This window comes from Calothrix sp. NIES-3974, from assembly GCF_002368395.1.
Classification (GTDB): domain Bacteria; phylum Cyanobacteriota; class Cyanobacteriia; order Cyanobacteriales; family Nostocaceae; genus NIES-3974.
The window spans coordinates 2,780,961-2,798,030 of the sequence record NZ_AP018254.1; the positions used below are offsets into that span (position 1 = coordinate 2,780,961).

The 17,070-nt window shown below is 42.5% G+C and carries 8 protein-coding genes; 4 read left to right on the top strand and 4 right to left on the bottom strand.

Features of this window, described 5'->3' with window-relative positions:
* Nucleotides 1-170: 170 nt before the first annotated feature.
* On the bottom strand, nucleotides 171-5,867 hold the full coding sequence (locus tag CDC37_RS11080) for a translocation/assembly module TamB domain-containing protein (RefSeq protein WP_096621940.1): 5,697 nt from the start codon (nucleotides 5,865-5,867) through the stop codon (nucleotides 171-173).
* 954 nt (nucleotides 5,868-6,821) lie between these two features.
* Here CDC37_RS11080 and CDC37_RS11085 point away from each other — a divergent pair.
* The 4 genes from CDC37_RS11085 (at nucleotide 6,822) to CDC37_RS11100 (ending at nucleotide 13,686) form a co-directional block, all read left to right on the top strand.
* On the top strand, nucleotides 6,822-7,898 hold the full coding sequence (locus CDC37_RS11085; protein ID WP_096621941.1) for an AI-2E family transporter: 1,077 nt from the start codon (nucleotides 6,822-6,824) through the stop codon (nucleotides 7,896-7,898).
* A 138-nt stretch (nucleotides 7,899-8,036) separates the two neighbouring features.
* On the top strand, nucleotides 8,037-10,763 hold the full coding sequence (locus CDC37_RS11090) for a cation-translocating P-type ATPase (protein WP_096621942.1): 2,727 nt from the start codon (nucleotides 8,037-8,039) through the stop codon (nucleotides 10,761-10,763).
* Between the two features lie 464 nt (nucleotides 10,764-11,227).
* A complete protein-coding gene (locus tag CDC37_RS11095; RefSeq protein ID WP_096621944.1) occupies nucleotides 11,228-12,265 on the top strand; it encodes an AI-2E family transporter in 1,038 nt (345 codons plus the stop codon).
* A gap of 410 nt (nucleotides 12,266-12,675) precedes the next feature.
* Nucleotides 12,676-13,686, top strand: a complete 1,011-nt coding sequence (locus CDC37_RS11100; protein WP_096621946.1) for a TIGR00341 family protein — start codon at nucleotides 12,676-12,678, stop codon at nucleotides 13,684-13,686.
* A 220-nt stretch (nucleotides 13,687-13,906) separates the two neighbouring features.
* Here CDC37_RS11100 and CDC37_RS11105 read toward each other — a convergent pair whose 3' ends face one another.
* The 3 genes from CDC37_RS11105 to CDC37_RS11115 form a co-directional block, all read right to left on the bottom strand.
* Complete coding sequence (locus CDC37_RS11105; RefSeq protein WP_096621948.1) at nucleotides 13,907-14,623, bottom strand: hypothetical protein; 717 nt, start codon at nucleotides 14,621-14,623, stop codon at nucleotides 13,907-13,909.
* Nucleotides 14,623-15,255, bottom strand: coding sequence for a ParA family protein (locus CDC37_RS11110; protein WP_096621949.1), 633 nt, complete (start codon nucleotides 15,253-15,255; stop codon nucleotides 14,623-14,625). Before CDC37_RS11110 ends, CDC37_RS11105 begins: the two co-directional genes overlap by 1 nt.
* A 339-nt stretch (nucleotides 15,256-15,594) precedes the next feature.
* Complete coding sequence (locus CDC37_RS11115; protein ID WP_096621951.1) at nucleotides 15,595-16,779, bottom strand: alpha/beta fold hydrolase; 1,185 nt, start codon at nucleotides 16,777-16,779, stop codon at nucleotides 15,595-15,597.
* Nucleotides 16,780-17,070: the final 291 nt, after the last annotated feature.

Below are 17,070 nucleotides of genomic sequence, written 5' to 3' on the forward strand. Positions count from 1 at the left end.
GTTGGCAACACATACCCAATATGAGACGTAGCAACGCTACGTCTCTACAAGATTCATCTGACTAATTACAAATAATTACGTAGATGCGTAGCGGCTTGCCGCAGGCTATTACAAGTTACGTAGCTTGCTTCCCGCGTAGCGGGTATTACGAATTACGAATTATAAATTCCTCAAAATCTGCGTTCAAACTCCAACACAGCCCGATTATCATCAAAGAAATTAGTGGCTCCCCGTAGACGAAATTCCTGATTAATCCGATAATTAATCCCAAGTTGTAACGGATCGCTGGCGGTTAAAATTTTCAAAGCAGAGATAGAAAACCTGGGACTAATATCCACCCCTGCTTCAGCAGCAAGTTCCAAAGAAGATGCATTACGTCCGGCTTCCGGGTCTTGGGATAACAGGGTGGGAAAAATCCGCAACTCACTCAACCCAAAGGCTGTGCCAATTTGACTAAAGGCGGTTTGAAAATTATTAAACACAGCCGAACCGGCAATATTAATTAACCCCAGGGTGCTGTCTGCCCTTCCTTGGGAGTCAACAAATCCCCCACCCAGTAGGGCAATAATTTCGTTTTCAGTCCGACTTGGTGTACTACGTAATTCCAAATTTTCATTTAATTGACTCGCAAGACCGGTAATATTTGCTTCCACCCGCACGCTTTCGAGTCTGCTAATCCCCCCATTCCCTAAACGGTTAATGTCGGAACTGGGTCGAATGTCGAATACTTTGGCAAATAGGCGAATATCCAACTCCGGGTCCCGTGGTTGGCTTGGGCGAAATGTGGCAGTATGTCTATAACCACGGGCTAGGTTAAATTGGGTGGTAAATAAATTTACTCCCCCACCCCGCAGACGAATTTCCCCCTCCGGTATGGGGTCAAGGAAGGAACCGTTGAGTTTTAGAGTACCAGTGGCGGTAAAGTTGAGGATGGGGGGACGGGTAACTCGGAGGTTGTTGCCTAAAGTGATAAATAAATTGCGGAAACGGGTGGGGTTTTCCTGGGGGGGGAAGGTGTCTGTTTCCTCCCCTAGGGTTTGGAGATTTTTGGCAAGGGATGGGGTATCGTTGGAGTTGGGTTCTGGGAGTAATACCTGACCGTTACTCAGTTGGATGTCTCCCCCCAAAATTGGGTCGAGGGCACTACCTGTAATCATTAAGTTGCCGTTCACACCACCAAGGTATAGTCCCTTGAGGTTGAGAAGCACCCGCTCCAGGTTCACCAATAAAGGATTTTCCAACTGTTGTCCATCCTCCCCAGTGGTAATGGGTATTTCCCCATTAGCCACAATCCGTCCCTGATTAAAGTTACCACTGAGGTTATCGACTATTATTCGGTCAAAATCAAACCTCACCCCTCCGGTCACGTCGGTAATCTCACCCGGTAAAGCCTGGGCAGAAAAATTCGCTTTCGTCAAACTGGCAACCCCCTCCACCGTCGGCTGATCTAGGGTTCCCCCAACCTGGACATCTATTCTCCCCGTCCCGGAATTGTAGGCAACTTGATTACTCAAGAGGTTAATTACCGCCAATCCTTCGTTTTCCACCTGAATTTTCAGGTCAATATTCTCCCGTACCGGACTTACTAGGGCAAAGGGTAAACGGTAGGGTATACTTCCCTCAATGGTGACGGGGGTGGTGTTGGCAACGTCAATTTGGCTACCAAAACTGAGTAAGCCATTGGCATAGTTAAATCCAGCACTGGCGGCATTTATCCCCTTTTGGTTCAAAGTACCCTCACTGACGCTAATTTCCCCCGTGGCTTGGGGGTTGAAAATATTCCCCGATATGGCCGCACTGCCATTTAAATTACCTGTCAATCCCACAGGTAGGCGCACCAAGTTATTCAGAATTTGTAAGGGAAAATTCTGAATCTGCAATCGACCAATTTGTTCGCTGGTTCCCAAAGTCCCACTAAAGGCAATTAGTCGCTCCCCCGATGCAATCCGCAAGGGACGCAAGGTCAAAAGATTATCGGCAAATTGACCGGCAATAATCACTTTTTCGGCTTGGAAATAGCGATTTGGTTCATCACTGCGTCCCCAGGTAAAATTATTACCCAAAAATTCAAACTGAACATTAGGGGCTTGGGGATTGGTTGTATCTAGGGTAATTTCTGAGTTAAACCGTCCTTTGAGGTCAGCGAGGTCGGGAATCGGGGAAGCTGCAAGACGGGCTTGTTGTTGTTGCTCTAGTAGAGCCAGAATTTCCGAATAACGCTGAAGTTGTTGCAATAGGGGACGGTTGGCAACTTTCTGTGGCATTACATCCAAATCGGCTGCACTACCGTAGGTGGGAGGATTGAAACCACGGCTGAGGTCGTTGAGGTGAAAAATTTGTAGGGTGGTGAGGATATCTTGGATATCACCATTGTTGGCAGTCACCTGACCTTGGATACGGGGAATTCCATTAGTTGGTTCCATGTTACCGACAAACCCGTAGGTACTAGTACCCCTTTGGAAGGCGCTCTCCAAAAGGGAAAGTTTACCTTGAGCGTAGCGAAAATTAGCCGTCATGCGATCGCCTTGAATGCGTCCAACTTGGGGTTGGTGAATGGCAATATTTCCGGTTGTCGCCAGGGTTTGGGGTACAATTTGCAACTCACCACTCAAGTTACCCCCAACCAAACCATTGCCGATCCAAGGATTCCCAGGTATGGTCAAATTCAAAGCACCCAAGGGAAAGTTTTCCACCTGGGTCTGCAATACCCCCCCTTGCATCCGACCCACCATCCCAGCTTCTTGCAGGCGAATGGCAAAGGATTGGGGATTGTTATTACCATCCAAGTTCAGGGCAATGCGGTCTTTTTTACCACCGATATCTAACTGTAAACCCTGACCTGCTGTTGAGCGCAAATTTCCGGTTAATAAGGGTTCAAAGGCAAATTCCCCCACTCGGAAATTGCGTGTGGTTACATTCCCAATTAAATTGGGTACGGGTAATTTACCACTCACCTGACCACGAAAATCCGCCATTCCCCCTAAAGCCATTGGCACAGGTAACTGCACAGGTAAATTTTGCAAGGGATAATTACGCACATCCACATCCAAATTAATCTGAGTAATTTCCGGTATACCAGTCCCCTTGGCATTAGCAAAAATATACCCCTGGGCAGCAAAATCTCGACCAACAGCCCGCTCCACAATCAACTTTTCCCCATTCCACCCCACATTGGCTTGAATTGGTCGATTCAACCCCGCCAACCCCTGGGATAAACCAACTTGACCCACAGCCTTGACATTAGCCAAATTCAACTGGTCTACATGTCCCACAACTTGCAGATTTGCTGCCATTTGCCCAGTTAACTGGGAATTTAGCTGGTTTAATTGCACATTACGAGCATTTAGGACAGCTTGATAGGCTCCATTGGCCAGTCGAAAATTGGTTGCCCTCACCCTTCCCCCCGCCACATTTAAGCGTCCTTCACCGACTACTAAGGTCTGGGCCAAATCCAAATTAGTGGCATCCCCAGCCACGCGAAACTCCCCATCCAACCCACCTGTGATAGTCGGGGCAACTGGTATAAACTGTTGCCAAGGTAAATTATTCGCTGTCGCATCCAGACTGTAGCGACCATTAGCCAGGACAAAATTATTAGCTGTAATTGTCCCCCCACCCCAACTAATCCGAGCCTGTCCTTGAGCTTGAATATTGGCAATCTGCAACGAATCCACCACCCCAAGCACACGCACCGCACCAGTCAATCGACCCCGAAACTGCTGGGGTACGGGTGCTAATGCTTTTAAACTATTATTCTGGAAATTCACCGTGGCTTGGTAACGACCATCCTTGATGAGCAAATCATCCACCCGAATCGAACCACCACCCACAGGTAAACCCAGATTTCCCCTAGCTACCACAGTTTGTAAACGACCATTATCCCTAGGTACAGTCACGGATAACTCCCCACTTAGGGGATTGGCTAACACCTGGTGGGATTGTTGCAACACGCTCCCCAATCGTACCCCTTGGATATTCAACCGAGCTACCATTCCAGATGGTGTAAACTGGATTGCCGGAATTTGGATAGTTCCCCCCCCCAAATTGATTCCTCCCCCTTGACCAGTAATCTGGTGAATCAGAAAGGGTGTACTAGTTCCCATGACGCTAAACTGACCGTTGAGGGTGGATTGACGTAGGTGTTCCAGATTGATATTGTCCAGGTTTTCCGGATTCAAGAACGGTAAAATCCCGACTCGACTGGTATTCGCAACCAATTGCCAACGGTCATTTTGCCAACTACCATTCACCCGAACTTGACCACCAGCGACACTGGCCACAATATTGCGCAAATCGATATGGCGATTGGGATTGATAATAGTTTCCCCCCTCACCGGATAGGTAGCCGACGGTGCTTCCCAATTCACCCTAGTAGTCACCAAATTGGGTTTTCCAGTTAAACCAATAGTTCCTTGAACCGTACCAATTCGTAAACCAACTGGCACATCATATAGGCGAGCGATCGCATCTCCGGGTATATTACTCGCAACCAAGTTAAATCCGATTTGGGGATTATTGACTAATTGAATCTCACCACTACCAGTAATTTTTCCCCCCACCATCGGTGTTGCTTGAATTTGCCTAAACTTCACCAATCCCGTCGCGGGACTAAAATTAAACTCGGTTTGGGCAGTTTTCACGGACAAGCGATCCACAAGTGCGACCTTGACCGTATTCACATTTCCCCGCAATACCGGATTATCCAGTTCTCCATCTAGCTGCAAATTTGCTTGCAAATTTCCCACCACAGCTACAGGTAATTTCAAATTCAAGGTTTTCTGGACATTGGCTGCACTTACCACATCCGTCCGTCCCCGCAAGCGAAAACCCGTTTGTCGGTCAATGACTCCACTTGCTGTAAACCCGGTTTGACCGTAGATAGAGCGGACATTTTCTAAAATTACCGCCGTTTGATCAAACTTGAGATTACCCTGACCACGAGTAAAGGGGAGAGGAACACGGGGAATATTCACCTGTAAATCCTGAACCCGAACATTACCAAATAACAACGGTGCAGCACCTGGTTCATATTCCACCCGTAAATTCCCCCAAGCTCGACCCTGGGGTAACTTGAAAGGTAAAGGAATTAAATTCGATACATCCTGGGCAGAAATATTTTCTCCTTGAATTTGCAGTTGAGAAGCCAGGTTTCTGGGAACAATTTCCCCCTGCACCGCCAATCTTTCCCCATTCACAGGTTTCGCTGTCACATCCAATTGCAACCGTTGATTATTATCAACTAAGCGGACATGACCATTGACATCTAAAAAACTGATACTTTGTCCAGTTGCAGCGCTCTTTAAGGGAGATTTATTTTTCAGAATGGCTTGGTTTCCCTGGGGAGAAGGCAATAAAGTTAATTTACCATTGCGAAACCACAACCGATGTAAATCTGTTCTCAAAGCAGCACCCTTACCAGGAGGACTAATCTTTGTTGTTAACCAGCGTCCATTGGTGTCTTGCTGAAGATACAGGGAAGGATTAACCAAGGTGACATCCAACAGCAAACGACGATTCCACAGCAACCCCCATAAATCAAAACCTACCTCCACCGACTCCACCTGAGCAAAATCTGGATCGGTAGCAGTTGCGGGAATTCGGGATGTATCAAACTTAACCCCTTGCAAGAAAAACCCCTTCACTCGTCCTAATTCCACGGGACGATTGAGGCTATTGGTTAAACCTTCTGCTGCTAAAGGAGCCAAATCTTCGTGAATAAACCGATTTAACCGCCAAACTCCCCAACCTAACCCAACTAACAACAAACCAGCAAAACCAACACCCACACGACACAATATCAGTAACCACAGCCGATTCTTGGTGACCGTTGTTGGAGAACGATGTTCGGAATTAGGAGAATTAGTCATGGTGTTTCACAATCTTGAAGACACAGAGGGACACACTCTTACACAGGGTAAACCCAACTGGCACAATATTAGCTGTGCCACTTCCAGGATACAAACCTATTTATAACTTTGGGTTGAATATTTTTGACAAATTTAATCCCAAATCTAGCATCTGCGTTCCTCAATAATCCCTAAACCCCCATTCAACCCCTAGTATTTAGGGAGACAACCCGACGGATCGCCTACATAATTTATCTAATTTGTCTTTGTCAATTTTGATAATTTTATTTATTTATGCAAGTTTAGTCGAATACCTTCAGGAAAATAATTCTAAAATACGAGACCGTGGTATATTACATGCATTTCTCACGAGGGAGTGATAAGCCTTGAGTTGTGGGTTGATTTTCTTGCCACTCCCTACTCCCATCACGGACTACTCACTGAATGTTTGAGGAGTTTGTGAGAAATCCGGGATTATACCAATTTGAGATTTCCTGGCTTAGTTGCGCCAAGAGTGTTTCGGTAAAGTGGGAACCAAATTCACTCAAATTTTGATACATTTTCTGACCCTGCTTCCGAAAGCTCTCCGTCAGGTATCAACTCCAAAATAAAACGGTATTAGCGTGAATAGTGGAATCAGATATTGTCACCATCCAATAGGATTTTGGTTTGTGAATTTGCAAACATATTCATTTTCATTTTTCAAATTATTAGTTAAATATCTTCATCTTCATATTAAATATCTTCATAGAAGATACTACTTCTTCGATTGAGTAGATATTATCGCGAGATATATTTTGTGGAATTTTGACATCTATCCTCAGTCAGAATACAGGATAATATCCAGCGACGATAATTAATAATAGGTATGGATTAAATCGATAAACAGGAAAAATCTGAGTTAGAAGCGATCGCTGGTGATATGGAGATGATGGGTAGCTGGGATTAAGTATTCATAGGGGTTAGGTTGTTGAGATGAAATTTGGTCAATGGGTTGGTCTTTTTGTTTTGGTCGCTTCTGGATATGTACTGTGGCAAATTCGTCAGTTGATACTGCTATTTTTTACTGCGGTAGTTTTGGCTACTGCTTTGAACCAGTTAGTACGTCAGTTCAAAAAAATCAAAATCGTGCGTGCGGGTGCGATTATTCTGAGTTTTCTCGTTTTGCTAACATTTTTAACTGTATTTTTGTGGCTGATTGTTCCCCCTTTTAACCAACAACTGCAAGAGCTTTTATTACTATTTCCTGTTGGAATTTCCCGATTACAAGAATTCATCAATTATCTGGAAAATTTTCTGGGTCAAAACTATCTTGAATTACCCAATATTAATCGTTTGTTTCAACAAATACAACCTTTCGCAACACAGTTTATTACCAGTACTTGGGAAATCATTACCACTTCGATTAACGTCCTCCTCCAAGCTTTATTCGTGATAATTTTGATGTTGATGTTGTTGGCAAATCCTCCCATGTATCGAGATGGATTTGTGCGATTTTTTCCTGCTTTTTATCGTCGTCGAGTGCGGGAAATTTTAGCTGATTGTGCGACGGGATTAGAAAGTTGGACTGTCGGTGCTTTAATCGAAATGGTTTTTATTGCGACTTTAACGGGAATCGGATTATTTATCTTGCAAGTACCTTTAGCGTTAGCCCATGCAGTTTTAGCTGGTATATTAAATTTTATCCCCAATGTGGGGCCAACTTTAAGTGTAATATTTCCGATAATGGTGGCTTTAGTGGATGCACCTTGGAAAGCAATTCCCGTACTGATTTTATATGTAGTCATTCAAAATATTGAAAGTTACTGGTTAACACCGACTGTGATGGCGAAACAGGTGTCCCTTTTACCTGCTGTGACGTTAACATCTCAAATTATGTTTACAACTTTTTTTGGCGCTCTTGGTTTATTCATGGCGATACCACTTACGGTAGTTGCCAAAACTTGCCTAGAAGAGGTTTTATTTAAAGATGTTTTAGACCAATGGCATCATGTCAAAGAGAGTCAAATGCAGAACAAGAATTATCACGAAATTACGCAAAAGGCACAATAGCACTCATCAATTTTTCAATCACATCTTGCGTCAGTTAGATAAGATACAGAAGTTCCAATAATTCCTAATTTTTCATGATTATCCCATAACTAAAGTTAGAGACTGAAAACAATTTAGATAATACTACAGGTAAAGAAGATGGCAGCAATAGAAAAGGAAATAATTAACTCCAATCAATGGCATCATCTTACTTTTCGGGAAGTAACTCAACATTTAGATAGTAATTTAGAAACGGGTTTAAGTTCTGAAGTTATTCGTCAAAGACAGGAACAATTTGGTGCAAATGAACTGAAGGGAAAAGCGGGAACTAGTCCATTTATCCGGTTTTTGTTGCAATTCCACCAACCATTGTTGTATATCCTGTTAATTGCGGGTGCTGTGAAGGCATTTTTGGGACAGTGGGTAAATGCTGGGGTCATTTGGGGTGTCACCCTCATTAACGCCATTATCGGTTTTGTGCAAGAATCAAAAGCAGAGAGCGCGATCGCAGCTTTAGCTTCTGCGGTGAAAACAAATGCAACAATTATCCGTGATGGGGAAAAAATCCAGGTTCCCTCGACAGAATTAGTTCCGGGAGATGTCGTTTTACTCGCTTCTGGGGACAAGGTTCCTGCGGATTTACGTTTGGTACAGGTGCGGAATTTACAGGTGAATGAATCTGCACTGACGGGGGAATCGATTGCGGTTGAAAAAGATACTCAACCCCTTGATGGTGATCCACCCCTAGCGGAACGCAAAAACATGGCCTACGCGGGTAGTTTTGTCACCTTTGGTACGGGAAAAGGCATTGTGGTGGCCATTGGGGAAGCAACGGAAACCGGTCGTATTTCCCAATTAATGAATCAAAGTACCAGCTTGAAAACCCCCTTGACTCGCAAGTTTGACCGCTTTAGTAAGACTTTACTTTACATTATTTTAGGTATTGCCGCTTTCATGTTTGCGGTGGGTTTAGGGTACGGAAAATCCTGGACAGAGATGTTTGAAGCCGCGATCGCCTTTGCCGTGAGTGCGATTCCGGAGGGTTTACCAGCAGTAGTGACGGTGACATTGGCTATCGGTGTTTCCCGTATGGCCCGTCGTCATGCCATCGTCCGCAAGTTGCCGGCGGTGGAGACTTTAGGGGGAGCGACGGTCATCTGTTCGGATAAAACGGGCACACTCACCGAAAATCAAATGACTGTGCAGGCGATTTATGCTGGTGGGATTAACTATACCATTACGGGGGTGGGTTATGACCCCCAGGGGGAAATTGTCCGGGAGCAGACACCGGTGGATCGGGATGATTCCCCAGCTTTAGCAGCATGTTTACAAGCTGGGCTATTATGTAATGATTCCCGTTTGGAAACAAAAGCAGGACAATGGCAGGTAATTGGCGACCCGACGGAGGGAGCATTAATCACTGTTGCCAATAAAGCTGGGTATGAACGCAGTCGGTTAGAAGTTGAAAAGCCAAGATTAGATGTCATACCCTTTGAATCCGAGTTCCAGTATATGGCCACACTGCATGGTAATCGAGAAGGGAAAGCCGAAATCATCTATGTGAAAGGTTCGGTGGAAGCGATTCTCCAACGTTCTCAGCAGATGGAAGACAACTCAGGAAATTTAACTACATTGGAACCAGAAGTAATCCATCAACAGGTGGAAAAAATGGCTAGTCAGGGTTTACGGGTATTAGCCTTTGCGCAAAAACCAGTTCCGGAAACCCAAACCACCCTGGATCATGCAGATATCGAAAGCGATTTAATTTTCCTCGGCTTACAGGGAATGATTGATCCACCCCGACCTGAAGCCATTAGAGCCGTACAAGCCTGTCAAACCGCCGGAATTCAGGTAAAAATGATTACTGGCGACCATGCTGTGACTGCGGCTGCGATCGCTAAAAGCATGGGTTTTAATCATCAACGGGAAGTGTTGGCATTTACAGGTAGTCAACTAGCCCAAATGGAATCTGAGGAATTTGCCACAGCCATCGCAGACGCTTCCGTATTTGCCCGGGTTGCACCAGAACAAAAATTACGCATCGTTGAAGCTTTGCAATCGAAGGGTGAAATTGTGGCCATGACTGGAGATGGGGTGAATGACGCACCAGCTCTTAAACAGGCAGATATTGGGATTGCGATGGGGGGTGCGGGTACGGAAGTTGCCAAAGAAGCCTCGGATATGATTTTAACCGATGATAATTTTGCCTCCATTGAAGCTGCGGTGGAGGAAGGGAGAACCGTCTATCGGAATTTGCTCAAAGCGATCGCTTTCATCTTACCAGTGAATGGGGGTGAATCGATGACCATACTAATTAGTGTATTGTTGGCGAGGGATTTACCAATTTTGTCTTTGCAGGTGCTGTGGTTAAATATGGTCAACTCCATTGCCATGACTGTACCATTAGCCTTTGAGCCAAAATCACCCAGGGTGATGCAGCGACCACCCCGTAACCCCCGTGAAGCTCTACTTTCCCAGAGTTTGGTGAAACGGATTTGTATGATTTCAATTTTTAACTGGATCTTGATTTTTGGTGTATTTGAATGGATACGTCAAAGCGGGGGAACTATGGAATTAGCCAGAACAATGGCAATTCAAGCTTTGGTAGCGGGTCGAGTGTTTTACCTGTTGAGTATTAGTCAATTGGGAATTGCTCTAGTTAACCGTCTGCGGGGAGTTCAAGAAGCAGTTAGTGATACTTCAGTTATTGTCATGGGTATTATTGCCACCGTGGTTTTACAGGTTATCTTTAGTCAATGGAATATCATGAATCTCCTATTTTCCACTGCTCCCCTGAATTTAACCCAATGGTTGATTTGTTTTGCTATTGGTTTACCGATGATTTTAGTTGCAACATTTAGTAACCGATTTGACCCCCTAGATTAACTGGATTTGGGAGGGAGGTAGGGGTAAAATTTTTTACAGTTATTCTTCCTTGAGAAGTTGAATACGTATGAAGTTCAAAAACCTTGCATCTGTAATTTTTGAGAGATATAGACGCGCGTAGCTTGTCTACGCAACAATCTTGCTAGGTAGAAATGAAAAGTGGAATTATGGGGTTGAAACTATTCCCTAACCCCATGAAAAGACTTTTTCCCCAGACCCTAGTTATATTAAGATCGGCTAACCAGAATTAATAAATTAGAATGTCTTTCCTTGAGGATATTTTCAAGAGATAGGTTGGTTCCTCTGGAAAATTTGCAAAAATATTTTCAGGTTTGAGGTACACTATTTTTAGTATGACACAAAAATTCTGTGTATAAAATTATATTGTGATTTTTTAAATCCAAACAATACATTTTGTTTGAGAATATTGAAAATTTCCACTGACCAATTTAAGAATATGCATAATGGGTAAGCCGACAGTTATAAACTTATTACAGAAAATCACTATCACGAAATTAGTTCGTTATCTACTACTTTTTGCTTTAGGTTGGGCAATTGTACAAATCCTCAATTATTTTGCGGATGTAATAATCATTTTTGCATTGTCAGCATTAATTGCATTTATGCTGAATTATCCCGTCAAACTATTACAGCGATTCTTACCCCATATAGTTGCAGTTGTTATCGTATTTTTAGTGAGTTTATTAATTATCATTGGCTTTACGTTCACAATTGGTTTTACAGCTTTAGCGCAAGCACAACAGTTAATTAATCAGTTTCCAGATTTTATCAACTTCATTATTTCTTCTTTAGATCAATTGGAGGTATTATTACAAAAACGTAATCTGCAAGTAGATTTGAGTGCGATTGAAGCACAACTGCGGAATCAAGCTTTAGCAGGAATTGGTGTGGGCATAGAAACGATTCAAAATATTTTTGCTAGTCTTGTGGATATAATTTTGATTGCTGTAGTCAGTTTTTTTATGCTACTAAATGGTGGAAATTTATGGCACTTTATCTTGAAAATAGTACCCGAAAACTTACGGAATGACCTGACAATTGCTATCCAAAAAAACTTTTTAGGTTTTTTTTGGGGGAGATTAATTTTATCGGTATTTTTTGGAGTTTCTGCCTTTATTGTATTTGTGATTATGCAAATACCCTTTGCCTTGATTTTAGCAACTATTGCAGGGGTTTTTGACCTTATTCCGGGAATTGGTGCAACTTTAGGAATTAGTATTGTGGCTTTAATTGTTTTACCCCAGGGAATATGGTTAAGTGTCAAGGTATTAGTTGGTTGTATTTTATTACAACAGGTGGAAGAGAATTTACTCATGCCTCGAATTATGCAGGACTCATTGAATATTAACCCAGTAGTGATGTTTTTCGCTTTGTTGGTAGGAGCAAAAATTGCTGGGTTAGTAGGAGTTTTCTTTGCGGTTCCGATTGCAGGGGTAATTATTAGTTTGTTTGCAATGGATGAATTGAAGGCAGAACCATAAAACTAGATATAGGGTCGTTGACTGTTAACCGTTGACAGTCACCTGTTTCCCGTAGGGTACAACTAAAACCGATATTTTCACTACTGAAATAGGATTACTATATTAGTAGATAAACAAGATAATAACTTAGTTAAATTAGATTTCACATTCATACACAAATAGTAAAAATAATTTAATAATACGATTAATTAGGGTCTGCTGAATAAGTCTTGTAGTAGGGGTAGGGAATATTTTTCAGCTTTCCCCTTCCACTTTTCAAAAGACCCAAAAAAATTACAAATGCCAGATTTTGAAGTTTTATATACCCATGTATTTGCACTTTTTTTCAGCCAAAATAGCCTCAATAGCTGACGATATCTAAAGTCTAACTATTTTTCAGCAAGCCCTAATTAAATAAAAGGAATACAAACATGCTCAATTTCGATAATATTCGTTACCGTTTTCATAACTTCAAGAATAAACGTATTTCTCCAGAACAATTAGAAGCGATGCACAACGGACTGAGAGCCGAATCAACAATCAATCAAAACTACACGGTATTACTAATAGGTTCCTGTGTAATTGCGACCTTTGGATTATTATCTAACAGTGCGGCAGTCATTATTGGAGCGATGATTATTGCACCCTTAATGTTACCGATTCGGGGATTAGCTTTTGGTGCTTTAGAGGGGGATATTTTCCTATTTCGTCAAGCTTTAACAGCAATTATATTTGGAACTATTTTATCTACAATTTTAGCTTGGTTAATCGGATTATTTGTGGCATTACCAGAATTTGGTAGTGAAATTTTAAGCCGTTCTCAGCCAACTTTACTAGATTTAGGAATTGCGATCGCAGCTGGAGGAATTAGCGCTTATGCCAAAGTAGAACCCAGGATTTCCGAGAGTTTAGCGGGAACTGCGATCGCAGTTGCATTAATGCCACCAATATGTGTAATTGGTTTGGGTTTATCCCAGGCAAATTTTTCTTTGGCTACTGGTGCAACCCTACTTTATCTGACTAATTTATTGGGAATTAGTCTGTCTTGTATGTTGACATTTTTAATTACAGGTTGTACTCCTTTTCAGCGTGCGCGACAAGCTTTAATTTGGACACTAGCGTTTACAGCCATACTTTTTATTCCCCTAAGTATCAGTTTTTTCCAGTTAGTGCGACAAGTGAGATTAGAAGCTAGTATCAGACAAGCCTTATTAAATCAAACTATTACATTTCAACGGGTAACGTTGCTCAATAGCAGTGTAAATTGGTTGGCAAATCCACCCCAAATCCGCTTAAGTGTGCGTACAAAAGAACCAATTACACCTAAACAAGCCCAACTTTTAGAAGAATTTTTAGAGCGAGAAATGGGTCAACAATTTACGCTGATTTTTGAAGTTGGTCAAGTTGAAGAAGTGAGGGGAGATATGGAACAGACACCGTAGATTTTCTTGAAAATACTCAATTTATTAAATTTTATTAAATTGCAGGGAATTATATCTCCTTGCTTAATACCGATGCCAAAAATGTTTGCAACGCATACCTAATATGAGACGCGATATATTGCGTCTCTACAAACAAAATTCATCTGTTGTGTTCTGTTTTCAAATTGGTATGATTTCTCCACTTGCCAAATACAGTCAACAGTTAACTGTCAACAAACGACTAATCCAACAACCACATTTGATTACCTGAATTTTCACCGGATGATTCTGCGTCCTCTGTTTTTGGGGTGGGTGTGGGAGGAACTCTAGCAAAAAAGCGATCGCGATATATTCGATCGGTTTTACGGACGGGTACGTGTTGAGAAGCAGGTGTAGACTTTTGAATTTGGGTGGAGGGTTGGGATTTTAAAGGTTGGATATGGGATGATTGTTTGGGTTTAGAAGCTTCGATTTGCTTCAAGAGTGCGGCTTTTTCCTCTTCTAATATCGCCACCTGTTGGCTAAGTTGTTGGTTTGATGCTGCTAGATGTACAGCATCCTGTTTGGCTGTTTGTAATTCCTGTTCTAACTTGCTCGATACAGCAGTTTGTTCCGAGAGATTTTGCTTGGTATTTGTTAATTCCTCCTGGAGTGCGATCGCATTCTCTACAGCTTGCTTTAATTCTGTTTGTAATTGTTTGATTTTCGCCTCTAATTCGGGATTCGGGTCAATAATTTCCTTTATAACTTCCTTCACTACCACCGGATCGATTTGGGTCGCTTTATCTACGGTTTGGGATTGACTATTAACAGCATTTTTCGTCGATTTTGTCGATTTAACTTCTGTTTTATCCACATCCGTTGCAGTTACATCAATCACCCCATCCACAGGTTGAGGATTATTTGGTTTTTCCACCTCATCTTGAATTAATTCGGTGATGCGTCGTTGTCTAGCCATTAGTTTCTCCAATCACGCTGTATTTCGTCTGCAACGCGGCGGTAATCAGATTCCGCTTCCCGTGCATTTTTGCCTCGCCATTGACTCACCGCAACCCCTTCTAAAGCCGCACGTTCGTGGGCTTTATACATGCGAATAAACGCATGACAAGTAGGAATTCCCAACTTGATTAATGTATTTTGGGCTTCGATTGCTTCCCCCAAACAGCGCGTATCCACCTTTGTCAATAAAACTCGATGGGGAATTCCAGTTGGTTTCACGACGGACTTAACCGTTTCCACTAACACCGTTAAATCCATCGGTGCTGGAGGAGAGGGTAAAACCAGATAATCTGCACTTTTGACCACTGTGAGTAAGGCGGATGAATGCAAAGCTGGAGGAGTATCGACGATAACTAAATCATAACTCGTTATGCGTCGTAATTGACTTAAAAGTGTAGGGTCTTTTTCAAAGGAAAGGTCAAAACCCATCCCCTGTTGACTACGTTTAAACCACCAACTTGCAGAAGCTTGAATATCTGTATCGACTAACAACACCTGACTATCTTCCGCGAAGGTAGCAGCTAAATTGACTGCGGTGGTTGTTTTGCCTACACCGCCTTTCCCGTTGAGAATCACGATTATTTTCGCCACGGTCGGATTTCTCGATGCAACGCCTTCATTTGAATATACCGTGTTTTAGTCTGTGGATTTCATACCCTAAATTGGATTTTGGATTTTTGATTTTGGATTTGAGATGGAACCCGGTAGAGACGACTCGTTGGGTCGTCTCCCAATTTTGTCATTTTGATAGATATTTAGTAACGCAGTTTCTCTTTGAATGGGTGGGAAAAGGTTCATAGTAGCGCTTATAGCGCCTTTATATTAATGCTTTTTCATCGCTAAAGCCACTACTACAAACCCCTCAGAACTAATGACATGAAGCATTAGGTATGAAAACAAATCCGTACCCCCTGGTAATCCAAATCCAATTTAAACACCCAATCCAGGAACTATTGGTAAATTACTATCCTGTTCCACGGTGTTCATATTTGCTGGTTGAATTTCTCCGGTTTTTAAAAACCTCAAGGTCTCTTGGTATAAACTTTGCCAAAATCTATTGGTCATTCCCTGACTTTTCACATTCGGTTCTGCGAAGGGATGGGGAACTAAATCACTTTGGGAATACATATAAAAGCGATGTCCCCTCGATACTCCACCAATATCATTAAAAAACTTAATATTGGTGGGAATATGGGCTGCATCTTCGTTTTCGGTTAATACCATTAGGGTGGGTACTTGTCGCAAAGCACGAATATTTTGGGATTCTCGCACAAAAGCTCCGTATTTTGCGGCTGCGGTTAATGCTCCGACGGGGAAACTTTCTCCCGGACTCCAGCTTTTTTCGGCAATATCCAATGGACCTGCTAAATTAATATAGCGTTCCGTTGCTGGTTCATATAATTTCAACAGGGGTGCGTAGGCTACCACCTTGGAGACACGTTTTGGTTGGGCTGCCGCTAAACCTAATGCGATCGCGCCACCTACTGATAAGCCTATCACATAAATTGGCCCTGGCATTTGGTCAAGTTCTGCGAGTCTTTCTTGAGCATCTCGCAAATAATCCATGTGGTTGGAAATATAATAGCGGGAAAAGTTGCGGTGGTAATCTTTTTCAATCGCAGCGACAATTTCTCCTAAACGAGGTTCAATCAATAGTAATCGGGAGACGATACCAATTTGCTGCATTGTTGAAGGACGGAGAAACTGAACTGGATTTTCGGGTAAACTGCGTACATATTCTAGTAATACCGGGTCTTGTCTGACTTTCTCCCGCAAAGGATTGAGAATTTCTGGTTTTAAATCAACTTGACACCAATATTTGGCTGGTGGTTGTAGGGTATGGTGGGCTAAGTTTGCTTGATAATAATTAAAACCGTTGGCAAATAAGTAATCAGACAGTGCTTTTAATTGGGTGGGTTTAGCACTAAAACCATGAAAAATTATCACTGTACCCTGGATGGGTTGTCCCGCTTCGTGGAATCCATAGTAGGGGGTGGAACCGGGACGAAAGTTTGGATTGGCTTCTACACTTTGAATGTAAGCATCAATCCTGCTTTGGGTGTGTTGAATTTGTTCTCTGGTTGGGGTGACAGCATTCAGCAAGTTAGTAGTCATAGGAATTTATACCAGTAGCATCTATATACATGCATCATGACTACTGTTGGCGATTACGGGAAAGGATGAATAATTTGTAATTCGTAATTTGTAATAGCCTGCGGTAAAGCTTCGCGTACGTAATTATGACCCCAGGAATGTAGTTTACTTTTCACCAGAGGTTGAATCAATTAATTACTAATTTGTATACTAATTTGTAATTTTTAATAGGCTATGCCTACGTAATTATGGGTATGTATAAAAATACCCGTAACTCTCACGATTCGGAGCGATCGCCCATCTCATAATCCT

Excerpts from the sequence above, each read along its gene's own strand:
- CDC37_RS11080 (WP_096621940.1), bottom strand. The coding sequence starts at position 5,867 with ATGACTAATTCTCCTAATTCCGAACATCGTTCTCCAACAACGGTCACC.
- CDC37_RS11085 (WP_096621941.1), top strand. The coding sequence starts at position 6,822 with ATGAAATTTGGTCAATGGGTTGGTCTTTTTGTTTTGGTCGCTTCTGGA.
- CDC37_RS11090 (WP_096621942.1), top strand. The coding sequence starts at position 8,037 with ATGGCAGCAATAGAAAAGGAAATAATTAACTCCAATCAATGGCATCAT.
- CDC37_RS11095 (WP_096621944.1), top strand. The coding sequence starts at position 11,228 with ATGGGTAAGCCGACAGTTATAAACTTATTACAGAAAATCACTATCACG.
- CDC37_RS11100 (WP_096621946.1), top strand. The coding sequence starts at position 12,676 with ATGCTCAATTTCGATAATATTCGTTACCGTTTTCATAACTTCAAGAAT.
- CDC37_RS11105 (WP_096621948.1), bottom strand. The coding sequence starts at position 14,623 with ATGGCTAGACAACGACGCATCACCGAATTAATTCAAGATGAGGTGGAA.
- CDC37_RS11115 (WP_096621951.1), bottom strand. The coding sequence starts at position 16,779 with ATGACTACTAACTTGCTGAATGCTGTCACCCCAACCAGAGAACAAATT.